Source organism: Ochrobactrum sp. AP1BH01-1, assembly GCF_018066705.1.
In the GTDB taxonomy this organism is placed as follows: Bacteria; Pseudomonadota; Alphaproteobacteria; order Rhizobiales; family Rhizobiaceae; genus Brucella.
On sequence record NZ_JAGPOU010000001.1, the window covers coordinates 80366 to 102785 of the forward strand.

The window sequence follows — 22420 nt, forward strand, 5'->3', positions numbered from 1 at the left end:
TTCACGCATGTTCCAAACGAGGCGGTGTCCAGCTCTTGCCGGGGATGGAGGCGAGCAGGCGCTGTGTATATTCATGTTGCGGGTTGGCGAAGACTTCCGCCGTTGGGCCGGCTTCGGCGATCTCGCCCTTCGACATGACGATGATGCGGTCGCAAAGCTGTGCTGCAACGCGCAGATCATGCGTGACGAATAGCAGCGACAGGTTGAGCCTTTCCCGCAGGTCGGCCAGAAGACGCAGCACCTGCGCTTGCACCGAAACATCGAGCGCCGAGACCGGTTCGTCCGCGACGATGATGCGCGGCTCCAGCGCCAGAGCGCGGGCAATGCCAATGCGCTGGCGCTGCCCGCCCGAAAACTCATGCGGGAAACGGTCGGCGGCAGCGGGCGAAAGCTCGACCAGTTCCAGCAATTCGCGGGCTTTCGCGTGTGCCTCAGCCTTCGGCACGCCATGGACGATTGGCCCCTGCGCGATCAGGTCCACGACGCGGCGGCGCGGATTGAGCGAGGCCATCGGATCCTGAAAGACCATCTGGATATCCTTGCGCATGGCGCGCACTTCACGCGGGCTGGCGCTCAGAAAATCGCGGCTATTCACATCGACCTTGCCGCCATCGGCTTCCAGCAGTCGCGTCACGATGCGCGAAACGGTGGTCTTGCCCGAGCCGCTTTCGCCGACGACGCCGAGCGTCTCGCCCTGACGCAACTCGAAGGAAAGGTCCTTCACGGCGGATACAGCACTGCGTTTGCCGGTGAGCAAGCCGCCGCGCGCCTTGAAGGTCTTGCGCAGGGCGCTCGCCCTGAGAATGACCGGTTGTTCAAGAGACGGTTTGGCTGGCGGCGGGGTCAGGGCCGGAACCGAAGCGATCAGCGCCTTGGTGTAAGCGTGCTGGGGATGGTTCAGCACCTCATTGGCCGGGCCTTGCTCGACCAGTTCGCCAAGCCGCAACACGGCAACGCGGTCTGCGATTTCCGCCACCACGCCGAAGTCATGCGTGATGAAGAGAATGCCCGTGTCATGCTCGCGTTGCAGATCGCGGATCAGCTTCAGAATTTGCGCCTGCGTGGTCACGTCGAGCGCGGTGGTCGGTTCGTCGGCGATGATGAGGCGCGGTTTCAGGATCAGCGCCATGGCGATCATGACACGCTGGCGCTGGCCGCCGGAAATCTGGTGCGGATAGGCGTTATAGGCGGATTCCGGGTCCGGAATTTTCACCTCTGCCAGCATGTCGAGCACGGCGGCGCGGCGCTCCTTGCGTCCGAGCTTCGTGTGCAAGCGCAAAACTTCGTCGATCTGCCAGCCGACAGTTTTTTGCGGGTTGAGCGCGGTCATCGGCTCCTGAAAGATCATGCCGATGCGGTCGCCGCGCAGCTTCTTCATGTCGGCTTCGCTGAGCGAATAAAGATCGGTGCCTTCAAGCCTGATCGTGCCGTGGGTCACGCGCACATGCGGTTCCGGCAGAAGGCGCATGATCGCGCCTGCCGAGAGCGATTTGCCAGAGCCGCTTTCGCCGACGAGGCAGACGATCTCGCCGGGGTTGATGGTGAGTGAAAGGTCCTGCAAGGCAAAAGGACGGTCTGCGCCCTTCGGCAGCGCGATTTGCAGGTTTTTGATTTCAAGAACGGGTGCGGCGGTCATTATTTCTTCTGCCTCGGATTAAGCGCGTCGTTCAGTCCTTCGCCAAGCAAGCTGAAGGAAAGAACGGTGAGCAGAATGGCGATGCCGGGAATGACCGAGCAGAACCAGTCGGTGCGCAGCACGGCGCGGCCCTGGCCGATCATGTTGCCCCAGCTTGCATAGTTCGGATCGCCGAGACCAAGGAAGGCAAGCGCGCTTTCCATCAGGATGGAGGTTGCCATGACCACGGATGCGAAGACGATCACCGGGGGCAAAGCGTTGGGCAGGATTTCGCGGAAGATGATCGACATATTGCCGACGCCCAGATTGCGCGCCGCGTCAATGAATTCGCGCTTGCGCAGCGCCAGAAATTCGGCGCGCACCATGCGGGCGGGCGCGGTCCACGACACAATGCCGATGCAAATGATGATGTTTTCGATCGACGAGCCGAAGATCGCCACCAGTGTCAGCAGAAGCACAAAGCTTGGCACGGTCTGGAAGGCTTCGGTGACGCGCATCAGCACGTCATCCACCCAGCCGCCGTAATAACCGGCCAGCGCGCCGATAATGATGCCGATGAATATCGAAATCAGCGTGGCGACGACGCCGATCATGAGCGAGATGCGTGCGCCATGGAAGATGCCCGCCATGATATCGCGGCCAAGCTGGTCGGTGCCAAGCGGCGTTGCCGCGTTGAGGAACGGCCAGACGAGCGGATCGCCAGCGCGGCGCAGCGGGTCGCCGGGCGCAATGACATCCGCCAGCAGTGCGATCAGGACCACGGCGATGAAGAGGACAAGGCCCAGCACGGCGGCGCGGTTGCGGCTGAAGCGCTGCCACAGAATTTTCGTGCGCGAGACCTGCGGACGGGTGAGGGAAAGGTCCTGTGAAGTCATGACAGTTCGATCCTGGAATCAAGCCGCGCATAGATGAGATCGGTGATGAAATTCACGATCACCACCAGCACCGAGCACAGGAAGATAATGCCCATCAGTGTGTTGAGGTCGCGCTTGATCACGGACGTATAGGCAAGCTGGCCGAGACCCGGCAGCGAGAAGATTGTCTCGATGACGACCGAGCCGCCGAGCACGGTTGAAAATTGCAGGCCGAGCAGCGTGACGACCGGCAGGAAGGCGTTACGCATGATGTGGTGGAACATCAGCCTTGCGCCGCTGGCACCCTTGGCGCGTGCGGTGCGAACATAATCGAGGTCGGCCACTTCCAGCACGCTGGTGCGCATCAGGCGCATGTAGAAGGCGAGATAGATGAGCGAAAGCGCCGTCGTCGGCATGACGAGATGGACCGCAATATCCCCGACATTCTTCCACCCCGTATAGAACCCGCCAAGCGTCTTGTAGCCGCCGACCGGCAGCCAGCCGAGCTTGACGGAAAAGATGAACATCAGGATGAGGCTCAGGAAGAAGCTCGGCATGGCATAAAAGACGAGGCCGAGCGTGGAAATCGCATTGTCGGTCAGCGAATAGGCGCGCCGTGCCGCGAAAGCACCGAGCGCGATACCGAAAATGAACGCGACCGAAAGGGAGCAAACCATCAGCAGGAGCGTCGGCACGAGCCGGGCCATCAGCACGTCCAGCACCGGCTGCTCATAGACATAGGACCAGCCGAAATCGAACTGCGCCAGTTTCGTCATGTAAATCCACAATTGCACCCAGACCGGCTGATCCAGGCCATATTCGGCGCGCAGATTGGCGACGAATTGCGGGTCTGCGCCGCCCATGTCGCCGACAAGCGCGTCCACCGTATCGCCGGGGGCAAGCTTGATCAGCAGGAACGACCCGATCATGATGAGGAGAATGACGGGGATCGCCTGCAGGATGCGCCGCAGCGCAAAAGTCAGGAGCGGGGGCAGGGGCATTACGGATTTTCCTGCAAGATATTCATTTCAGCATTCACATAAGGGGAGCCGCTGCCAAATGATCGGCAGCGGCTGTGTTTGGCTTATTGGTCGATCCAGAGGTCGTACCAGCTGGAAGAATCCCATCGTGGCGTATTGTGATGGTTCTTCAGCACCTTGTTGGTCACGCCGACGAACGGATGCTCGATGGCGAAGATGACCGGAAGGTCCTTCATCTCCAGCTGCTGGATCTGGTGATAGAGATCGGCGCGCTTGGCCGGATCAAGCTCGGATGCGGCCTGATCAATCAGACTGTCCATCTCGTCCGACTTGTACCCGAACTGGTTCGACCATGCCGTGCCGACGGGAGCGCCGGAGCGCAGCCAGACCGTGGTGGAGACAGCCGGATCGGAGCGGAACTGGTGCCAGCCGCTGGCCGTGTCGAAGTCGTGGTCACGATAGACGCCATTCAGGAAGCCCGGCGCATCATTGGTCAGGATTTCGACATCGATGCCGACTTCCTTCATTGCCTGAGCATAATATTCAGCCCAGAGCTGCGTATATTCACCCCATGGAGCCGGGCGATGGCGCAGCTTGAACCGGATGCCGTTTTCCTTGACCGGATAACCGGCTTCGTCGAGCAGTTTCTTTGCCTTTTCAACGTCATACGGATATGTCTGCACCTGATCCGTATAGTTGGCGCCGCCAGCGCTCGGGATCGGGCCGCGGCCCGGCTTGGCATAGCCGCGCATGATCGTCTTGATCGCGAAATCGATGTCGAGCGCGTGATAGATAGCCTGACGGACCTTCAGATTGGCGAGGATCGGATTGCGCAGGTTGAACTCGATGGTCGAGTGCGCGACGTTGTTCTCGAAACCCTTGGTGCCGGTGTCGAAGCGGCCATCCTTCTGAAGGCGCTCGGTGTCCGACATGGAAATGCCGTTGAAGGCGGTTTCCATCATTTCGCCAGCTTCAAGCGCTGCGGCGGCTGCGGCCTTGTCCGGCATGAAGCGCCAGATGATGCGGTCGAGATAGGGATATTCCTTGCCACGCCAGTAATCGTCGTTGCGCTCGGCGATGATGTGCTGGCCGCGCTCATATTCGACGAATTTGAACGGGCCTGTGCCAACCGGCGCTGCGTTATACTTGTTCTTGAGGATGTCCGTGCCTTCATAAAGATGCTTCGGCACGGGGTGACCGAGATCAGGCATGGCGGCGACGAGCAGCTCCAGCGGCATCGGCTTGGAATAGCGGAACACTGCCGTGTGCGGATCGGTGCAGTCGACGGCTTCCAGATTGGCCTGAAGCGTGGTCGAATAGTTGAGCAGCTTCTTCCACAGGTTCATCGCGCTGTACGAAACGTCATCGCAGGTGAAGGGCTGGCCGTCATGCCAGCGCACATTCTCGCGCAGCTTGAAGGTGATGGCCTTGCCGTCTTCCGAGGACGACCAGCTTGTGGCCAGAACCGGCACATAGCCCTCATAGGTACGGTCGATCAGCGGCTCCATGATGCGGCCGGTGATCTGATAGACGCCAGTGGAAGCGCGCAGCGCAGGGTTGAGCACACCCTGTTCGGTGTTCATATGGACGATGACAGTGCCGCCGCGCTTCACTTCTTCGGCGTGGGAAGACGCCGCCGCAAGCGAAAACGCCGCAACTAACAGGCCAAGGCCGGCTTTTCTGATATGCATTCTCTGTTCCCCTGAAGGACGTTGAGGGAGGGCTTTCAAGCCTCTTTTCCCGCACGTCCCAATATTGTTCAAGCCCCTGAAATTGCAACGAAATGCCGCTTCAGAGGGTCTTTATTGTATGCAAGCATTGATATGCTAGATTCCGTGGCGATATTGTCAAGATAAACTAATATGTCGGGCAAAATTGGTAAAATTTCTCGACCAGACCGGGTTAATAAATGTCAATTTTTTACGACGGAGTTTGCCTATGAGCCAGATTTCTAACGACCAGAGCGCCAGTTCGGGCAAAAGTGAGCGTGGTGCGGTCTGGATCACCGGTGCAGGCTCCGGCATCGGCGCCGCAATGGCGCGGCGGTTCGCACGCGAGGGCTGGCAGGTGGCGCTGACGGGCCGCAAGGCGGATGCGCTGGCAGCGATTGCCGAGGAAATTGTCGCGGATGGCGGCAAGGCGCAGATATTTCCGGCGGATGTTCTCGATCGGGAGGCGATTGCCGCTACGGCCGGAGCTATCGTTGAATGGGCAGGCCGTCTTGACGTGCTCTGCAACAATGCGGGCCTCAATATTCCGCGCCGCAGCTGGGCGGATATCGATTTCGATTCATGGGATGATGTCATCGATATCAACATCAAGGGAGCGATCAACGTGATTGCGGCTGCCCTGACGCCGATGCGAGCGCAGGGCGGCGGACTGATGATCCACACATCGTCATGGGCGGGGCGGTTTTCTGCGCCCGGCGGCGGCGTTCCCTATGGCGCGTCCAAACATGCGCTCAACGATCTGAGCGCCAGCCTCAATGCGCAGGAAGGGCAGAACGGCATCCGGTCGACCGTGCTTTGCCCCGGCGAGGTGGCGACGCCGCTTCTGGCGCGCCGTCCGGGCTTCGATCTCTCCCGCATGGATGAGGTCATCCAGCCCGAGGATATGGCTGAAACGGCACTTTATGTTGCCAATATGAATCCCAAGGTTACGATCCACGAGATCGTTCTGGCTCCGACCAAGAAGTAAAAGGAAGTTTTGCATGTCTCATCCGGTCAAAGGCGTCGATCATATTTTCCTGCTGGTCGGGGATCTGGAGAAAAGTGCTGCGCAATATCGCCGTTTCGGATTCACGCTGAGCCCGCGCGGGCTCCACAGCAAGGAGAAGGGAACCGGCAACTACACGATCATGTTCCCGGAGGATTATTTCGAGCTGCTTGGCATCGTTGCCGAGACGCCGGGCAATCTGCATCAGCGTGAGAAGCTGGCGGCACAGGGCGAGGGCCTCCACGCCATTGCCTGCCGCATCGACAATGCGCGCGACGCCAAGGCGGAACTGGGTGCGCTCGGCATCGGGACAGGCGAGGTCGGCGCGTTCCAGCGGCCGGTTCAACTGCCGGGTGGCGGCGAGGGTGTGGCGGGCTTTGAAACCGTATCCTTTGCGGAAAGCGAAGTGCCGCAAGGCATGGTGTTCATGTGCCAGCACAAGACCCGTGAGACAGTCTGGCTGCCGGAGCTGATCGAACATGCAAATGGTGCGAACGGCCTTTCCGCCATTATTGCCATTTCATCCGATCCGGAAACAGCCGCCAAGGGGTTTGCTCGCCTTTTCGCGGACGGCAAGGCCGAGACACAGGATGGCGGGTGGAAGGTTTCGACAGGCCCTCGTTCGGCAGACATATGGGTTGTGACCGGGGAAAAAGCAGCCGCGCTCTATCCCGGTGTGGATTTCGGCCAGACGCCGGGCAATGCTTTTGCCGCCCTGCGCATCCGCGTTGCATCGCTGGACAAGGCACGTGGCGTGCTTGACGCCAATGGTGTTTCCCACGTGCCGACACCGGCAGGCATCGCCGTGCTGCCGGAAAATGCCAGCGGCACGGTTTTGGAGTTCTCGGAACAGTAGGAACTGGAGCAGGCGGGGCCATGCGGCCCCGCTTCATAATTCAGCGCGGAAAGCGCTGGTTTTCTTCCAGCACGTTCAGGTCCATGTGGTTGCGCATGTAGCGCTCGGACGCCTTTTGCAGCGGCTGGTAATCCCATGGATAATAGGCGCCGTTGCGCAACGCCGGATAGACGACGTGGCGGCGGGCCTGGCTGGCGCGAACATCGGCATCGTAGCGGTCCAGATTCCAGCGCTGTTCCGCCTTGGCCAGAAGCTTATCCAGAACTGCCTTGAACTCCGGATTTTCCGCCAGATTGCGCAGCTCGTCAGGATCGTCGGCGAGGTTGAAAAGTTGCGGCGGGTCGGCGCGGCACAGGTTGAGCTTCCAGTCGCCGTCGCGCAGCGAAACCATCGGCGCGACCGTGCCTTCGGCGGCATATTCCACAGGCACCGCGCCGCGTTCGGCGGAACCTGATGCAACGTCTGTCAGTGAAACCCCATCGGTCCATGGCATGATGCCCTTGAGGTCGATGCCGGCAAGGTCTGCCAGTGTCGGCAGGACGTCGAGCGTGGAGACCGGCGCGTCCACGCGGCCAGCCTGCAATTGCGGCGCGGCGATCATCAAAGGAACGCGGGCGGAACCTTCATAGAAGCTCATCTTGAACCACATGCCGCGCTCGCCAAGCATGTCGCCATGGTCGGAGGTGAAGACGACAATCGTGTCATCCGCCATGCCGCAGCGCTCGATCACATCGAGCAGCGCACCGATCTTCTCGTCCACGTAGGAAATATTGGCGAAATAGGCCTGCCGCGCCGTGCGAACCTGTTCGCGGGTCAGATCGTAGTCCTCCGCCTTGCAAGCCCTAAGCAGGCGCTCGGTGTGCGGATCGATCTCGCTTTCTGGCAGCGGTCCGATCTGCGGATCGAGTTCGGGAATGTCCGCATAGAGATCGAAGAAGCGCTTGCGCGCCACATAAGGATCGTGCGGATGGGTGAAGCTGACCGTCAGGCACCATGGCCGCTCGTCATGGCCGCGCGCCAGATCATAGAGCTTCGCTTCGGCCTGATAGGCAACTTCATCGTCATATTCGAGCTGGTTGGTGATTTCGGCAGAACCTGCTCCGGTGATCGAGCCCAGATTATGATACCACCAGTCGATGCGCTCGCCGGGCTTGCGATAATCCGGCGTCCAGCCGAAATCCGCCGGGTAGATGTCGGTTGTAAGCCGCTGTTCAAAACCGTGGAGCTGGTCCGGCCCGACGAAATGCATCTTGCCGGAAAGCGCCGTCTGGTAGCCGGCGTTGCGCAGATGATGCGCATAGGTCGGGATTTCCGACGAAAATTCCGCCGCATTGTCGTAGACGCCGGTGCGGAACGGCAACTGACCCGACATGAACGATGCGCGCGCCGGGGCGCAAAGCGGGCTCGCCGTGTAGCAATTGGCAAAACGGGTCGAGCGTTCGGCCAGCTTTCTCAAATGTGGAACGTGGAGAAATTCGGCCGGACCGTCGGGAAAGAAGGTGCCGTTCAGCTGGTCGACCATGAGGATGAGGATATTCGGCTTTTTCATTGTGCGGAACCGTTGGCAGGTGTGGAAACGCGAAAGGGCGGGCGCCGAAACGCCCGCCTTGCAGGTCTTGCTTGTCAGGATCAGAGGCCGAGGCTTGCCTTGACGGCTTCCGCGCCCGGTTCGCCCTTGAAGGTGGTGACGCCCGCAAGCCACTTGTCGATCTGGTCAGGGTGCGCCTTCAGCCATTCCTTCGCCGCTGCGGGGCCCTCCGCACCGCCGTCGAGAATCTTGCCCATCAACTCGTTCTCGATGTCGACGGTGAAGACGAGGTTCTTGAAGAAGCTTGCCGCATTCGGACACTGCGCGGCCCATCCGGTGCGGCCAAGCGTGTAGACTTCCGCGCCGCCGAAATTCGGGCCGAAATAGTCATCGCCGCCCGCCAGATATTCGATCTTCAGCTTTGTGTTCATCGGGTGCGGCGCCCAGGCGAGGAACACGACCCAATCCTTGTCTTTGTTCTTGCGGTCCACCTGCGCGAGCATGGCCTGCTCGCTCGATTCCACCAGCTTCCAGCCGTCGAGCTTGAATTTCTGGTCCTCGATGATCTTCTGGATATTCTGGTTGGCGGGCGCACCCGGTTCGATGCCGTAGATTTCCTTGCCGAACTTGTCGGCATGGGCGGCAAGGTCGGTGAAATCCTTCACGCCTTCGCTCGCCACATAATCCGGCACGGCAAGCGTGAACTTCGCCCCTTCGAGGTTCTTCACGATGACTTCGGCAGCTTTCGCCTTGTCGAGATCGTCGCGGAATTTCTGCTGCGCGGGCATCCAGTTGCCGAGGAAAACGTCAAGATTGCCGGTCTTGAGCGCCTCATAGCCAATCGGGACGGACATGGTCTTCACATCCGGCTTGTAGCCGAGACCTTCCAGCAAAACGCTGGCGATGGAGTTGGTGGAGGTAATGTCGGTCCAGCCCGGATCGGACAGGCGGATGGTTTCGCAAGCTGCCGGATCGGCTGCGGAAGCCGCTCCTGAGAGCCCAGTCAGTGCAGTGAATGCCATTGCCGCAATCTTGAAAAAGCGCATGTGATGACCCCTCTGATTAATTAACACCGATTATGTCTCGTATTCCTACTTTAAGAAAAACATCATTTAGGCTAAGGAGAAACCCATTCATTTTTTATCGAAGCTATAGAAAGTTTTTATGGTTTCTCCATCCTGGGACCTTGGCAGCCTTGGCGTTTTCGAAGCGGTGGGACGATTGGAAAATCTGACCCTTGCAGCGCGTGAACTCGGCATGACCCAACCGGCAGTAAGTTATCAGATAAAACACATCGAGGAGCGTCTGGGCGTCGCGCTGTTCGCGCGGCGCGCCCGCGGCGTCGAGATATTGCCCGAAGGCCGCATTCTTTACGATGCGGTGCGCACCGGTCTGGATGGAATCGATGAGGCGGTGCAGCAGATCAAACGCCGCCGGCGCGCACCGGGATTGCGTATTGCGACCGACTACGGCTTCGCGACATTCTGGCTGATGCCGCGCGTCGCGCAGTTCCGTCCCAAGCACCCGGAGGTAGACGTGCGCATCATGGCGTCGTCTATGCTCCAGCCGCTCGACCGGCGTGACGCGGATATTTCAATTCTCTTCGGCGGACGCGAAGACTTTCCAAAGGATGCCATAGCCTTCATCGGCGAAAAAGTCGTGCCGGTCTGCTCCCCGGCCTATATTGCCGCGCATGGCCCGTTTGCGGGCGGAAAGCGGCTGGGTGCCGCCTCGCTGCTGCATCTCGACACCTTGCAGGGCGACCGCTGGTTCACATGGCAGTCATGGCTCGATGCTATCGGGGAAGATATTGAAGACGGCAATTACGGGTTGGTCTTCAACACCTATAATCTGGTGATCGAGGCAGCCATTGCCGATCAGGGCGTGGCGCTTGGCTGGGCCGGGCTGATCGATGGGGCCGTGGAGCGCGGGCAGCTTGTCCACGCATGCGAGGTGTCGCAGACGAGCGACAAGGGCTACTGGCTGATCTTCAATCCGGACATTTCCGCCGGGGCGCGAGAGCTTGCGCTGGAACTGCTACAGGCAAACGCCAAAAGCTGATATTGCAGGAAAGCGGTCGCGTTCCTACTTTTGCACATCATTCAATATCTCCCGCGCTTGTCAAAAGCGCGATGTTTTTTAAGAGGTATCCGCATGATTACCTGGAAACGGATCGATGAAACGAATTGAACTCCTGATCGAAAACATCATTCTGGCGTCGCGCTGGCTGCTGGTGGTCTTCTATCTCGGCCTTGCCATCGCGCTGGCAATCTATGCCGTATCCTTCGTGGGAAAACTGTTCGACTTTGCCACAAAAGTCACCGCGCTGAATGATACCGACACGATCCTGAAAGTTCTCGGGCTCATCGATGCGGCGCTGATCGCGAGCCTCGTGGTGATGGTCATCATTTCGGGCTATGAGAATTTCGTCAGCCGCTTCGATCAGGCAGGCGACGAGGTGCACTGGCTCGGCACCATCGATGCCGGTTCGCTCAAGATCAAGGTCGCGTCGACCATCGTTGCGATTTCGTCGATCCATCTGCTGCAGATATTCCTCAACGCGACCAGCTATACGTCGGGCCAGTTGATGTGGTTCACCATCATCCATCTGGCCTTCGTGTTCTCGGCGCTGTTTCTCGCCTATATCGACAGGCTCACCGCAAAGGACAAGGGCGGAGCCAAGGGCAAGGGCAAGATCGAGCCCAGTATCTGACGCGCCAAATATAACCCGTCGAAAAAGGTCCGGCTTTTGCCGGACTTTTTGTTCGGGGGGCTAAATTCGACAATTTTGATCGCAATCAATGAAATCCGGTCCTTGGGGGAGTTGATTGGGGATGACGGGGCAAATGCGTGTTCCATCTTGCTGATGGGATGCACTGCATTGCCATTCACCAACCCTCAGGAAAGGATGAATCATGTCGGTAAACGGAAAGGTTGCTCTGGTCACGGGCGCAGCGCAGGGCATTGGGCGCGGCATCGCGTTGCGATTGGCCAGGAACGGTTTCGACATTGCGCTGGTCGACCTGAAGGAAGACAAGCTGGATGCGGTCAGGAAGGAAGTCGAGGCGCTCGGTCGCAAGGCATCCACCTTTTCCGCCGATGTCAGCAAGCGCGATGACGTCTATGCCGCGATTGATCATGCCGAGAAGGAGCTTGGCGGTTTCGACGTCATCGTCAACAATGCCGGTATTGCGCAGGTTCAGCCCATAGCCGATGTCACGCCGGAAGAGGTGGAGCGGATTTTCCGCATCAATGTCGATGGCGTTCTGTGGGGCATTCAGGCGGCTGCCGCCAAGTTCAAGGCGCGCAACCAGAAGGGCAAGATCATCAATGCATCGTCCATCGCCGGTCATGACGGGTTTGCGATGCTGGGCGTCTATTCGGCCACGAAATTCGCGGTGCGTGCGCTGACGCAGGCTGCCGCCAAGGAATATGCGAGTGCCGGGATCACGGTGAACGCCTATTGCCCCGGCATTGTCGGCACCGATATGTGGGTGGAGATCGACGAACGCTTCTCGGAAATCACCGGTGCGCCGAAGGGCGAAACCTACAAGAAATATGTGGACGGGATCGCACTTGGCCGCGCCCAGACACCGGACGATGTTGCGGCTCTGGTATCCTTCCTGTCCAGTCCGGATTCCGACTATATCACCGGCCAGGCCATCCTGACGGACGGCGGCATCGTCTATCGATGATCGCCTTCGTCCCGCACATTTTCCCGTGCGGGACATCCCACATTTACGCTGGTCAGCCCTGTGCTAGACTGTCCTTCTTTGAGAGGAAGGGCTGACCATGACACGTCTGACGGCGAAGGATTTCCCGCAGGAACTTCTCGAACTCTACGACTTCTATGCGCATGGACGGATAACCAAACGCGAGTTTCTGGACCGGGCCGCAAAATTTGCGGTCGGGACCATGACGGCAACAGCCTTGCTGGCTTCGCTCAGTCCTGATTATGCGATGGCGCAACAGGTCGAATTCACCGATCCTGATATCCATCCCGAATACATCACCTATCCGTCACCGGAAGGAAACGGCGATGTGCGCGCCTATCTGGTGCGACCGGCGAAGCTGCAAGGCAAGCTGCCCGCTGTGGTGGTGGTGCACGAAAATCGCGGCCTCAATCCCTATATCGAAGACGTCGCCCGCCGCGTAGCGAAGGCTGGTTTCATTGCGCTCGCGCCCGATGGCCTTACCTCGGTCGGCGGTTATCCCGGCAATGATGACAAGGGCCGCGAATTGCAGCAACAGGTCGACCCGACCAAGCTGATGAACGACTTCTTTGCGGCGGTCGATTTCATGATGAAGAGCGATCTGACCACCGGAAAAGTCGGCATTACCGGCTTCTGCTATGGCGGCGGTGTAGCGAATGCGGCAGCGGTTGCCTTTCCCGAACTGGCCGCCGCCGTGCCCTTCTATGGCAGGCAGGCCCCGGCGGATGAGGTTCCTCGTATCAAGGCGCCGCTGCTGTTGCACTATGCCGAACTCGACACGCGCATCAACGAGGGCTGGCCCGCCTATGAGGAGGCGTTGAAGAAAAACGGCAAGACCTACGAGGCTTATATCTATCCGGGCGTCAATCACGGTTTCCATAACGATTCCACGCCGCGTTATGATGAAGCGGCGGCAAAGCTCGCATGGGACCGGACCATTGAATGGTTCAAGCGCTATCTGGCCTGAAGTTGGAGCATGTCTCCCGAAAGTGGAAACCGGTTTCGGGATAAAGACATGCGTGGAAACAAACAGATAGAGCGCCGATCTGATGCAATCAGATCGGCGCTCTAGGCTTTGGTCTTTAGCGATTTGAAGCTGTGAACGCCTATCACCACGACAATGCCGATCAGGATGGCCAGCACGGCTTGCAGGAAGGACGTGGCGATCCATTCGAAGGCGGTTGCAAAACGGGTGCCTTCGGTCGGCAGATGCGAAACGATGGAATGGATGAAGGCTTCAACGCTGTGGATGCCGATGGAATCCAGCCCGTGAACGATGATGCTGCCGCCAACCCAGAGCATGGCGATGGTGCCGACAGTGCTCAGAACCTTCAGGATGATGGGCATGCCCGCAACAAGCCCCTTGCCGAGTTGCCTGCCGAAAGCCGTATGGCTGTTGCGCACAAGCGAAACGCCCATATCGTCAAGCTTCACGATGATGCCGACCACCCCATAGACGGCGAAGGTGATCAATATGCCAACGGCGGCGAGGATGGCCGCTTGCATATAAATGCTTGAAGGCCCAAGTCCCGCCAGCGTCAGCGCCATGATTTCCGCCGACAGGATGAAGTCCGTGCGGATCGCGCCGCTGACGGTCGTTTCCTCGATCTCTCCCGGTGTCGCGCCTTTGGTTTCCTCATGCGCCTCCTCCTTGTGCGGAATGAAGAATTCCACCAGCTTTTCCGTTCCCTCAAACGCCAGATAGACACCGCCGATCATCAACAGCGGCATGATGAAGGATGGTGCGAAATAGCCGAGGATGAGGGCCAGCGGCAACAGGAAGACGAGCTTGTTGCGCAGCGATCCCTTGGTGATCTTCCAGATGACCGGCAATTCGCGTTCCGGCTTCAGCCCCACGACATATTTCGGGGTAACAGCCGTATCGTCGATGACGATGCCCGCTGCCTTGGCGCTGGCCTTTGCCGTCTGTCCTGCAACGTCATCGAGCGAGGCTGCCGCCATCTTCGCAATGGCCGCGACATCATCGAGAAGTGCGAACAAGCCGGATGCCATGGGAAACCTTTCTGTGTTGGGTTAGCGGTAGCTAAACGTTCAAGGGGCGCTGCGTCCAGATGGAAATCACCGGTGCTCGCCACTGTATCTGAAACAGATACAATCTGTGTAGTATCGTCAATATTTCAAGTCCCATGGCGATGGTTATATTAGCGGCAACACAACAGGAGAGATCGCCATGCTTAACCAGATCAAGGGCCTCCATCACGTCACCTCGCTTGCCGCCGATGCGCGCTCCAACAACCGGTTCTTCACCGATGTGCTTGGGCTGCGCCGCGTCAAGAAGACAGTCAATTTCGACGATCCGAGCGTTTACCATCTCTATTATGGCGATGAAGTCGGCACGCCCGGCACCGTCATGACCTATTTCCCGTTCCCCGGCATACCGCGCGGACGCGATGGCACCGGGGAGGTGGGGACGACCGTCTTTGCCGTGCCGCAGGGCTCGCTCGATTTCTGGAAGGACCGCTTCGCGCAATCCGCCGTCAAGGTGGAATCCGAAGACGAGGCTTTCGGTGAAAAGCGTATCCATTTCCGCGGGCCGGACGGCGACAGCTTTGCGCTGGTCGAAGTGAAGGACGATCCGCGTGCGCCCTGGGCGCATGAGGGGATCGATGCCGATCATGCCATCCGTGGCTTTCATTCGGTCTCGATGCGGCTTCGCGATGAGGGCGCCACAGCCGAACTGCTGAAATATATGGGATACCAGAAGTCCGATGCGAAAGACGGCATCAGCCGCTTCATCATGCCGGAGGGCAATGGCGCGGGCGTCATCGATCTGGAAACCCTGCCAGCAGTCGGCCGCAACCAGCAGGGTGCGGGTTCCGTGCATCACGTGGCGTTCGCCGTCGAAAATCGCGAGAAGCAGCTGGAAGTGCGCAAGGCGCTGATGGATACGGGCTATCACGTCACGCCGGTCATCGACCGCGATTACTTCTGGGCAATCTATTTCCGCACGCCGGGCGGTGTTTTGTTCGAGGTCGCAACCAACGAACCCGGCTTCGACCGCGACGAGGATACGGCCCATCTCGGTGAAGCATTGAAGCTGCCGACGCAGCATCAGCATCTGCGCAGTTATCTTGAACAACATCTCGACAAGATTTGAGGCGCAGGGAGGAAACGAACATGACCATACAAACCTATGAGCACCGGCTGAAGGCCGGTGCAAAGGGCGCTCCGCTCTTCATCGTGTTCCACGGTACGGGTGGCGATGAGAACCAGTTTTTCGGTCTGGCGGAACAGCTCTTGCCGGCTGCCACCATCGTGTCGCCGCGTGGTGATGTGTCGGAATATGGCGCTGCGCGCTTCTTCCGCCGCACGGGAGAGGGCGTCTATGACATGGAAGACCTTGCCCGCGCCACCGACAAGATGGCCGGGTTCATTGCGGGCCTTGTGGCTGAATACAAGCCCTCCGAAGTGATCGGGCTCGGCTATTCCAATGGCGCCAATATCATGGCGAACCTTTTGATCGAGAAAGGCAAGGTGTTCGACAAGGCAGCACTTCTGCATCCGCTGGTGCCGTTCAGGCCGAAGGATAATCCGGCGCTGGAAGGCGCGAAAGTTCTCATGACCGCCGGGCGGATGGACCCGATCTGTCCGCCTGACCTGACGGAAGCGCTGGCACATTATTTCGAGCGCCAGAAAGCCGATGTCGAACTTGTCTGGCATCCCGGCGGACATGAATTGCGCCAGACGGAACTCACCGCCGTCCAGTCACTTCTCGGCCACTGACCCGAAGCCGCCGTCCAGAAATGAACGGCGGTATTTTGTTTCGCTCCCTCTTGCAAATTTCATTATACATTATATTTAATTATATATTGATTATGAGGTAGTATGATGGATGCGATATCGGGTTCTGCGCCCGCTGATGAAAACAGGATGACGCGGGCGGAGATGGAGGGGCGGGCAACCGAGGTTGCCGAACTTCTCAAGACGCTGTCGCATCCGGCGCGGCTTATGCTGGCCTGCACGCTTGCAGAACGGGAATATTCGGTCGGAGAACTGGAGGACACGCTTGGCATCCGTCAGCCGACGCTGTCGCAGCAACTGGGCGTGTTGCGGGAGGCCGGCGTAGTCGAAACCCGCCGTGAAGCAAAGCAGATATTCTACCGGCTGACGGAAGCCAAGGCCGCACAGCTGATCGAGGCGCTCTACGGCATTTTCTGTGCACCGGAGGTCCGGTCATGATCGCCACCTATCTGCAATCGTTGGCGGGCGGCATGCTGCTTGGCCTTTCCGCAGTCCTGCTGCTCGTCTTCAATGGGCGCATCGCGGGCATCAGCGGCATCGTCGGGCGGCTTCTGGGTGGCAAGCAGATTCCAGCCAATGCGGTCTTTGTCGTCGGTCTCGTTCTTGGGCCGATTATCTACGCTGCAATCTATGGCTCCTTTCCTCTGGTCACGATGGCGATGTCCTGGCCCGTCATCGTCGTGGCGGGGCTTCTTGTCGGTATCGGAACCCGCATGGGATCGGGCTGTACCTCCGGTCATGGCATTCTCGGCATGGCACGGTTTTCCAAACGTTCGATTGTCGCAACACTCACTTTCCTCATAACCGGCGTGTTGGTCGCCAGCATTTCGGGAGCGTTCCTATGAAACAGTCGGCATTTGCGCGCCTCTCCATGACCTTGCTTGCCGGTGCGATCTTCGGTTTCGGTCTGTCCTTGTCGGGCATGATCGATCCGTCGCGCGTGACCGGTTTCCTGAATGTCACCAGCGGCCATTGGGACCCGAGCCTTGCCTTCGTGCTGGGCGGTGCTCTTCTGGTGGCAATCCCCGGCGTGATGTTGCAGCGGCGCATGACGCGCCCGGTGCTCGATCAGTCTTTCCACCTGCCGGAAAAGACCGAAATCGACCGGCGGCTGATTGTCGGTTCCGCAATCTTTGGCGCAGGCTGGGGGCTGGCGGGCTTCTGTCCCGGCCCCGTCGTGTCCGCACTTTCCATGGGGTTGCCGCAGGTTTGGCTCTTTGTCGCGATGATGGCTCTGGGAATGATTTTCCACGACCGCATCATGGGGCGGCTGGCAGCGCAAGCATCCAAATCCTGAACCTGTTGGTCAAATTACCCTTTTAATAGGGAGATGAATGAGTTAGGCACCCTGTGATTGATTTCGAGGGAGCCGCGCCATGGCTGGGTTGCTGAAACGCTTTGCCGGATATTACCGTCCGCATCGTGGGCTGTTCGCGCTGGATTTTTCCAGCGCGGTGGCATCCGGCCTGTTGGAGCTCGCCTTTCCGGTTGCCGTCACGCTTTTCATCGACAAGCTGTTGCCGACCGGCCAGCTCGGCGTGATCGCCATTGCTGCGGTTGGCCTGCTTGCCATTTATGTTCTCAATGCCTTCCTGCAAGTCATCGTGACCTATTGGGGGCATATGCTTGGCATCAAGATCGAGACAGAGATGCGCCGCAAGGCTTTCGATCATTTGCAGAAGCTCTCCTTCGGCTTCTTCGACAACCAGAAGACCGGCCATCTTGTGGCGCGGCTGACCAAGGATCTGGAAGAGATCGGCGAGGTGGCGCATCACGGGCCGGAAGATGTCTTCATCGCGATCATGACCCTCATCGGCGCCTTCATCCTAATGCTCTGGGTGCATCCGCCGCTGGCGCTTATTACCGCAGTCATCGTTCCGCTTTCGGCTTATGTCACCACCCGTTATGGCGGGCGCATGACCAACACCTGGCACGCGCTTTACCGGCGCGTCGGCGATTTCAACGCCCGCATCGAGGAGAATGTCGGCGGTATCCGCGTCGTGCAGGCCTTTACGAACGAGGACCACGAGCGGCAGCTTTTCGCGGAAAGCAACGACAAATACCTGACCACCAAACTCGCCGCCTACAAGATCATGGCGGCGTCCATGTCACTTTCCTACCTGTCGATGCGTTTCGTGCAGGTCGTGGTGATGCTGGCAGGCGCATGGTTCGTGGTGCGCGGCGAGCTGACGGCTGGCGGGTTCGTCGGCTTCTTGCTGCTGGTCAATGTGTTTTTCCGTCCGATCGAGAAGATCAATTCGGTGATCGAAACCTATCCGAAGGGTATTGCCGGTTTTCAGCGCTATACGGAGTTTCTCGATACGCGCCCGGATATTGCCGACCGGCCCGGTGCGCAGGCGGTTGCGCGCCTGACCGGTGATATCGAATATCGCGGCGTCAGTTTTGGCTACAGTGCGGAGCGCCCCATTGTCGACGGTCTCGACATTTCCATTCGTGCGGGCGAAACGATTGCCTTCGTCGGTCCTTCGGGTGCGGGCAAGACGACGATCTGCTCGCTGCTGCCGCGTTTTTATGACGTGACGAAGGGCGCGATTTTTGCCGATGGCATTGACATTCGCGACATGACCCTGAGATCCCTGCGGTCAAACATCGGCATCGTCAGCCAGGATGTGTTTCTGTTCGCCGGAACCATCCGGGAAAATATCGCCTATGGCCGTCTTGATGCGACCGACGCGGAAATCGTCGAGGCTGCGCGCCGTGCAAGGCTGGACGGCGTGATCGCCAATCTGCCGGATGGCTACGACACGGTGATCGGCGAGCGTGGCGTGAAGCTTTCCGGCGGGCAGAAGCAGCGCATGGCCATTGCGCGCATATTCCTGAAAAATCCGCCGATCCTGATCCTCGATGAAGCAACTTCTGCGCTCGATACGGAAACAGAACGCGCCATCCAACAGTCGCTGGCCGAGCTTTCGCAAGGCCGCACCACGCTGGTGATCGCGCATCGACTGGCAACAATCGTCAATGCCGACCGCATTCTGGTAGTGGAGGGCGGGCGCATCGCCGAGCAGGGCAGCCATGGCACGCTTCTTGCCATGAAAGACGGGCGCTACAAGCGCCTGCATATCGCGCAGGCCGGGCCGGATCAGTCTTAGAGCGGTTCCTGTTCTGACAGAACGCCGAAACCGCTCTAACTATTTGTTTTATCGCATTATCCAACGCATCGAAGCGGGATTAGAAATCAGTCCAGTGAACTGATTTCCCCGCGTAGACGTTTCACACTTTTGCTGGAAATGCTCTGGCGGGGCAATAGGCCCACCTGCACAATCGCTCCCTTTGACTGCCGGTTTCAAACCGCACCCATATTCTGCATGAAGCTATCCGGCAAAGACGGCGTTCGCCGTCTTTTTGCGTCCCTTGGTTGGAAGATGCGTTTCTTTGATATCTGATGTATCAGATATTGACATATCAGATTCGCTGTTTCAGGATCAGGGCCGCAAGTTCGTGACAAGCAGGTGCTACCTTGGGTGATAACGTTTCTCCCCTTTCTCCGATCAAGGTGAAGAGCCTCAGAGACCATGTGCATGACAATCTGCGGGAAGCGATCATTTCCGGGCGGATCAAGTCTGGCGAGAAGCTGAACGAGAGGCAGCTGGCGGCTGATCTGGGCATCAGCACAAGCCCTTTGAAAGAGGCATTGCGCCAGTTGGAAGGGGAAGGGCTGGTCAGGACCGAGGCGCGGCGCGGAACGTTCGTATCGTTCAATGCGCGGCAGGCCGAGGAAATGACGCTTGCCCGCGCGGCGCTGGAAAGCATCATTGCGCGGCAGGCGGCCAAGCATGGCAGCGAGGAGGCGTTTGGTTTCCTGCGCGCGGTGATCGAAGAAATGCGGGCGGCGGTGGAGGCAGGCAGTGTCGATCTGCTGATCGAGCTGAACGAGAAGTTCCATGACGGCATTCATGAGGCTTCGGGGTGCGAATATCTGCGCCGGTTGCAGAATGCGCAGCGCATGTACGACCACGCAGCAAGGGTGACTGTCCTGTCGCGGGAGGATGTGCGCCGACAGTCGTTCAAGGAACATGAAGCGATCATGCAGGCAATTACGGCGCGCAACGGCGATCTGGCCGAGCGGCTGATGCGCGAGCATATCGTGAAAGCGGGGGATACGCATATCGAACTGGTCTTCTGACCGGTACATTGGGAGGAAATAATGGATTTAGCGGGCTACCGCCGGGTGCTTCGCGGCATTTCGGGCGTGCATGCGACTGCCTATGACGCAAGGGGCGAGATCGATGCCGGACTGACGGGAAAAATCGTTGGGCGCATCGCGCAGGCAGGTGTTCATAACATCGTTACGGGTGGAAATACCGGCGAATTCTACAGTCTCACCGAGGAGGAAGTCATTCGCCTGCAGGCGATTGCCATTGCCGCGGTCGACGGAAAGGCTGCTGTAACGGCTGCCGCCGGGCGTTCGGTGCGTGAGGCGATCCGGGTCGCGAGCGCGGCAGGCAAGGCGGGAGCCGATGGCGTGATGATCCACCATCCGCTCGATCCCTTTGCTGCGCCCCATGCGCAGGTGGATTACTTCGTCGCCATTGCCGAAGCTATTGACCTGCCCATCGTTGCCTATATCCGCTCGGACCTGATCCCGCTCGATGAAATGGTGCGTCTTGCCACCCATCCGAAAGTCGCGGGCGTCAAGTTTGCGTCGCAGAACACGATGCTTTTCTTCGAGTGCTGCCGGGCGACGAAGGGCATGGATGCGACATGGATCTGCGGTCTGGCGGAAAGCTGGGCCTTGCCGTTCTATGCCCTTGGCGGGCGCGGTTTCACCTCGGGCCTCGTCAATGTTGCGCCGAAGCGTTCGCTTGCGGTCTGGAATGCGCTGGAGGCGGGAGATTTCGCAAGGGCGCGGGCAGTGGTCGAAAGCATTGCCGATTTCGAGACCATGCGCACCAAATACCGCAACGGCGCCAATGTGACCGTTGTGAAGGAAGCATTGCAAATTCAAGGGCTTGAGGTCGGTAAAGTTCGGCTTCCCGGATTGCCGCAGCTTGAAGCGAATGATCGCGAGACGCTTCGCAAGATCGTCTCCGGCTGGGAGACCGATGGCATTGTCTGACAAATGAAACCCGGGCGTCCTGACAGGGAGAAGAGGGGCGCACCGGATAACCAAAAAGTGGAGGAGAACATGAATAAGGGAATTTCACGCCGCACATTCATGGCGGGGGCCGGGATTGCGACCGGCATGGGCATCATGTTGCCGAAGGGCGTGTGGGCACAGTCGGCGAAACTGCCGTCCTCGCCGGTGGCGCTCAACGTCATCGATGCCGCTGGCAATCTGGCGCTGACCCAGCCGATCTTCGATAATTTCGCAGCCGAGCAGAAGGCGCTTGTCTCGCGCTTCACTTTCAACAAGGCGCCCGCGCCGGAACTGCCGGGCAAGATCAAGGCGCAGCAGCGCGCCAACCGCATCGATATCGATATGGTGATCGTCGGGCCGGATGCGCTTTCCGCCGGGCTTGCCGACGACATATGGACCGACATCATCGCGCTGCCGGATAACGGCTTGCCGAAGCTTCAGGATATCTATCTGGAACCGGCATGGCGCATGCAGGAAATGTCGAAGGGCAAGGGCGTCGTCGTTTCCTATTATCCATCCGGCCCCTTGCTTGAATATCATCCCGACAAGGTGAAGACGCCGCCCAAGACCGCCGAAGAACTGCTCGCCTGGGCTAAGGAAAACCCGAACAAGTTCATCTATGCCCGCCCGGCCAATTCCGGTCCGGGGCGCACCTTCCTGATGGGGCTTCCCTATCTTCTGAAGGACAGCGACCCGAAAGACCCGGTCAAGGGCTGGGACAAGACCTGGGCCTATCTGAAGGAACTGCACAAGAATATCGAATATTACCCCGCAGGCACGGGCGCGCTCATGAAGGAACTGGGCGAAGGCACGCGTGACATGACGGTGACGACAACCGGCTGGGACATCAATCCGCGTGCGCTCGGCGTGGTGCCGAAGGAGATGGGCGTCAGCAAACTCGACGGCTTCCATTGGGTCTGCGATGCGCATTATTTCGCCATTCCGAAAGGCGTTTCAGAGGAAAAGGTCGCGGTCCTGATGGAGTTCATCAAGTTCGCGCTCAAGCCGGACCAGCAGGCCTATTCCTACGATGCCGGCTATTTCTATCCGGGGCCTGCGGTGAAGGACGTCACCATCGAAATGGCGCCGAAGGAAAGCCAGAACATCATCGCCGAGTTTGGCCGTCCGGAATATGCCGACTGGATCGCCAATAATCCGATCGAGCTGCCGCTCGAACCGGAAGCGCTGGTCGCCGCGTTCCGCCGCTGGGACGAAGAGGTCGCCGGGGGCTGAGACTGCCGGCAGCTATTTCCGGGCGAGCCGCAACTCGTCCGG

Annotated in this window: 22 protein-coding genes; 15 read left to right on the top strand and 7 right to left on the bottom strand. The window is 59.1% G+C overall.

Annotation, left to right across the window (positions count from 1 at the left end):
- Position 1 precedes the first annotated feature (1 nt).
- The 4 genes from J9800_RS00390 to J9800_RS00405 form a co-directional block, all read right to left on the bottom strand.
- On the bottom strand, positions 2-1636 hold the full coding sequence (locus tag J9800_RS00390; protein WP_114215189.1) for an ABC transporter ATP-binding protein: 1635 nt from the start codon (positions 1634-1636) through the stop codon (positions 2-4).
- A complete protein-coding gene (locus tag J9800_RS00395) occupies positions 1636-2511 on the bottom strand; it encodes an ABC transporter permease (protein WP_114215188.1) in 876 nt (291 codons plus the stop codon). Before J9800_RS00395 ends, J9800_RS00390 begins: the two co-directional genes overlap by 1 nt.
- Entirely contained in the window at positions 2508-3491 is a 984-nt protein-coding gene (locus tag J9800_RS00400) for an ABC transporter permease (protein ID WP_114215187.1), read from the bottom strand. Before J9800_RS00400 ends, J9800_RS00395 begins: the two co-directional genes overlap by 4 nt.
- Positions 3492-3574: 83 nt before the next feature.
- The gene (locus J9800_RS00405) at positions 3575-5161 is read right to left on the bottom strand and encodes an ABC transporter substrate-binding protein (RefSeq protein WP_112588741.1); all 1587 of its coding nucleotides are present in this window, start codon (positions 5159-5161) and stop codon (positions 3575-3577) included.
- Between the two features lie 247 nt (positions 5162-5408).
- Between J9800_RS00405 and J9800_RS00410 the strand changes: the two genes are divergently transcribed.
- Both J9800_RS00410 and J9800_RS00415 read left to right on the top strand, forming a co-directional pair.
- Complete coding sequence (locus tag J9800_RS00410; RefSeq protein WP_114215186.1) at positions 5409-6167, top strand: SDR family oxidoreductase; 759 nt, start codon at positions 5409-5411, stop codon at positions 6165-6167.
- 13 nt (positions 6168-6180) lie between these two features.
- Positions 6181-7041 carry a VOC family protein gene (locus tag J9800_RS00415; protein WP_114215184.1) on the top strand — a complete coding sequence of 287 codons (861 nt, stop codon included), beginning with the start codon at positions 6181-6183 and terminating at the stop codon, positions 7039-7041.
- 40 nt (positions 7042-7081) lie between these two features.
- Here J9800_RS00415 and betC read toward each other — a convergent pair whose 3' ends face one another.
- Both betC and choX read right to left on the bottom strand, forming a co-directional pair.
- Positions 7082-8590 (bottom strand): choline-sulfatase, encoded by a 1509-nt coding sequence (betC, locus tag J9800_RS00420; RefSeq protein ID WP_114215182.1) that lies wholly within the window; start codon positions 8588-8590, stop codon positions 7082-7084.
- A gap of 80 nt (positions 8591-8670) precedes the next feature.
- On the bottom strand, positions 8671-9615 hold the full coding sequence (choX, locus tag J9800_RS00425; protein ID WP_114215180.1) for a choline ABC transporter substrate-binding protein: 945 nt from the start codon (positions 9613-9615) through the stop codon (positions 8671-8673).
- A gap of 118 nt (positions 9616-9733) precedes the next feature.
- On the opposite strand from choX, the gene J9800_RS00430 reads away from it, so the two are divergent.
- From J9800_RS00430 to yghX, 4 genes are all read left to right on the top strand, one after another.
- Complete coding sequence (locus J9800_RS00430; RefSeq protein ID WP_210845380.1) at positions 9734-10630, top strand: LysR substrate-binding domain-containing protein; 897 nt, start codon at positions 9734-9736, stop codon at positions 10628-10630.
- Positions 10631-10745: 115 nt separating this feature from the next.
- The gene (locus J9800_RS00435) at positions 10746-11282 is read left to right on the top strand and encodes a TIGR00645 family protein (RefSeq protein ID WP_114215177.1); all 537 of its coding nucleotides are present in this window, start codon (positions 10746-10748) and stop codon (positions 11280-11282) included.
- 202 nt (positions 11283-11484) lie between these two features.
- A complete protein-coding gene (locus tag J9800_RS00440; RefSeq protein ID WP_114215176.1) occupies positions 11485-12264 on the top strand; it encodes an acetoin reductase in 780 nt (259 codons plus the stop codon).
- Positions 12265-12361: 97 nt separating this feature from the next.
- Positions 12362-13249, top strand: a complete 888-nt coding sequence (yghX, locus tag J9800_RS00445; protein WP_114215175.1) for a YghX family hydrolase — start codon at positions 12362-12364, stop codon at positions 13247-13249.
- Between the two features lie 101 nt (positions 13250-13350).
- Here the strand turns inward: yghX and J9800_RS00450 are convergent, their stop codons facing one another.
- Positions 13351-14295, bottom strand: a complete 945-nt coding sequence (locus J9800_RS00450; RefSeq protein ID WP_114215173.1) for a DUF808 domain-containing protein — start codon at positions 14293-14295, stop codon at positions 13351-13353.
- 178 nt (positions 14296-14473) lie between these two features.
- Here J9800_RS00450 and J9800_RS00455 point away from each other — a divergent pair, with 178 nt between their 5' ends.
- From J9800_RS00455 to J9800_RS00495, 9 genes are all read left to right on the top strand, one after another.
- Positions 14474-15400 (top strand): VOC family protein, encoded by a 927-nt coding sequence (locus J9800_RS00455; RefSeq protein WP_114215172.1) that lies wholly within the window; start codon positions 14474-14476, stop codon positions 15398-15400.
- 20 nt (positions 15401-15420) lie between these two features.
- Positions 15421-16026: an alpha/beta hydrolase gene (locus J9800_RS00460; protein WP_114215171.1), complete on the top strand. Its 606-nt coding sequence runs from the start codon at positions 15421-15423 to the stop codon at positions 16024-16026.
- A gap of 105 nt (positions 16027-16131) precedes the next feature.
- A complete protein-coding gene (gene bigR / locus J9800_RS00465; protein WP_114215238.1) occupies positions 16132-16482 on the top strand; it encodes a sulfite-sensing transcriptional repressor BigR in 351 nt (116 codons plus the stop codon).
- On the top strand, positions 16479-16889 hold the full coding sequence (locus tag J9800_RS00470; RefSeq protein ID WP_114215170.1) for a YeeE/YedE family protein: 411 nt from the start codon (positions 16479-16481) through the stop codon (positions 16887-16889). The genes bigR and J9800_RS00470 overlap by 4 nt, the downstream gene beginning before the upstream one ends.
- Complete coding sequence (locus tag J9800_RS00475; RefSeq protein ID WP_114215169.1) at positions 16886-17341, top strand: YeeE/YedE family protein; 456 nt, start codon at positions 16886-16888, stop codon at positions 17339-17341. The genes J9800_RS00470 and J9800_RS00475 overlap by 4 nt, the downstream gene beginning before the upstream one ends.
- Before the next feature lie 79 nt (positions 17342-17420).
- A complete protein-coding gene (locus tag J9800_RS00480) occupies positions 17421-19157 on the top strand; it encodes an ABC transporter ATP-binding protein (protein ID WP_114215168.1) in 1737 nt (578 codons plus the stop codon).
- A gap of 425 nt (positions 19158-19582) precedes the next feature.
- Complete coding sequence (locus J9800_RS00485; protein ID WP_114215167.1) at positions 19583-20191, top strand: GntR family transcriptional regulator; 609 nt, start codon at positions 19583-19585, stop codon at positions 20189-20191.
- A gap of 21 nt (positions 20192-20212) precedes the next feature.
- Positions 20213-21124, top strand: coding sequence for a dihydrodipicolinate synthase family protein (locus tag J9800_RS00490; protein ID WP_114215165.1), 912 nt, complete (start codon positions 20213-20215; stop codon positions 21122-21124).
- A 99-nt stretch (positions 21125-21223) separates the two neighbouring features.
- Positions 21224-22378, top strand: coding sequence for an extracellular solute-binding protein (locus tag J9800_RS00495; RefSeq protein ID WP_286167460.1), 1155 nt, complete (start codon positions 21224-21226; stop codon positions 22376-22378).
- Positions 22379-22420 lie beyond the last annotated feature (42 nt).

Excerpts from the sequence above, each read along its gene's own strand:
- J9800_RS00390 (WP_114215189.1), bottom strand. The coding sequence starts at position 1,636 with ATGACCGCCGCACCCGTTCTTGAAATCAAAAACCTGCAAATCGCGCTG.
- J9800_RS00395 (WP_114215188.1), bottom strand. The coding sequence starts at position 2,511 with ATGACTTCACAGGACCTTTCCCTCACCCGTCCGCAGGTCTCGCGCACG.
- J9800_RS00400 (WP_114215187.1), bottom strand. The coding sequence starts at position 3,491 with ATGCCCCTGCCCCCGCTCCTGACTTTTGCGCTGCGGCGCATCCTGCAG.
- J9800_RS00405 (WP_112588741.1), bottom strand. The coding sequence starts at position 5,161 with ATGCATATCAGAAAAGCCGGCCTTGGCCTGTTAGTTGCGGCGTTTTCG.
- J9800_RS00410 (WP_114215186.1), top strand. The coding sequence starts at position 5,409 with ATGAGCCAGATTTCTAACGACCAGAGCGCCAGTTCGGGCAAAAGTGAG.
- J9800_RS00415 (WP_114215184.1), top strand. The coding sequence starts at position 6,181 with ATGTCTCATCCGGTCAAAGGCGTCGATCATATTTTCCTGCTGGTCGGG.
- betC (WP_114215182.1), bottom strand. The coding sequence starts at position 8,590 with ATGAAAAAGCCGAATATCCTCATCCTCATGGTCGACCAGCTGAACGGC.
- choX (WP_114215180.1), bottom strand. The coding sequence starts at position 9,615 with ATGCGCTTTTTCAAGATTGCGGCAATGGCATTCACTGCACTGACTGGG.
- J9800_RS00430 (WP_210845380.1), top strand. The coding sequence starts at position 9,734 with ATGGTTTCTCCATCCTGGGACCTTGGCAGCCTTGGCGTTTTCGAAGCG.
- J9800_RS00435 (WP_114215177.1), top strand. The coding sequence starts at position 10,746 with ATGAAACGAATTGAACTCCTGATCGAAAACATCATTCTGGCGTCGCGC.
- J9800_RS00440 (WP_114215176.1), top strand. The coding sequence starts at position 11,485 with ATGTCGGTAAACGGAAAGGTTGCTCTGGTCACGGGCGCAGCGCAGGGC.
- yghX (WP_114215175.1), top strand. The coding sequence starts at position 12,362 with ATGACACGTCTGACGGCGAAGGATTTCCCGCAGGAACTTCTCGAACTC.
- J9800_RS00450 (WP_114215173.1), bottom strand. The coding sequence starts at position 14,295 with ATGGCATCCGGCTTGTTCGCACTTCTCGATGATGTCGCGGCCATTGCG.
- J9800_RS00455 (WP_114215172.1), top strand. The coding sequence starts at position 14,474 with ATGCTTAACCAGATCAAGGGCCTCCATCACGTCACCTCGCTTGCCGCC.
- J9800_RS00460 (WP_114215171.1), top strand. The coding sequence starts at position 15,421 with ATGACCATACAAACCTATGAGCACCGGCTGAAGGCCGGTGCAAAGGGC.
- bigR (WP_114215238.1), top strand. The coding sequence starts at position 16,132 with ATGGATGCGATATCGGGTTCTGCGCCCGCTGATGAAAACAGGATGACG.
- J9800_RS00470 (WP_114215170.1), top strand. The coding sequence starts at position 16,479 with ATGATCGCCACCTATCTGCAATCGTTGGCGGGCGGCATGCTGCTTGGC.
- J9800_RS00475 (WP_114215169.1), top strand. The coding sequence starts at position 16,886 with ATGAAACAGTCGGCATTTGCGCGCCTCTCCATGACCTTGCTTGCCGGT.
- J9800_RS00480 (WP_114215168.1), top strand. The coding sequence starts at position 17,421 with ATGGCTGGGTTGCTGAAACGCTTTGCCGGATATTACCGTCCGCATCGT.
- J9800_RS00490 (WP_114215165.1), top strand. The coding sequence starts at position 20,213 with ATGGATTTAGCGGGCTACCGCCGGGTGCTTCGCGGCATTTCGGGCGTG.
- J9800_RS00495 (WP_286167460.1), top strand. The coding sequence starts at position 21,224 with ATGGCGGGGGCCGGGATTGCGACCGGCATGGGCATCATGTTGCCGAAG.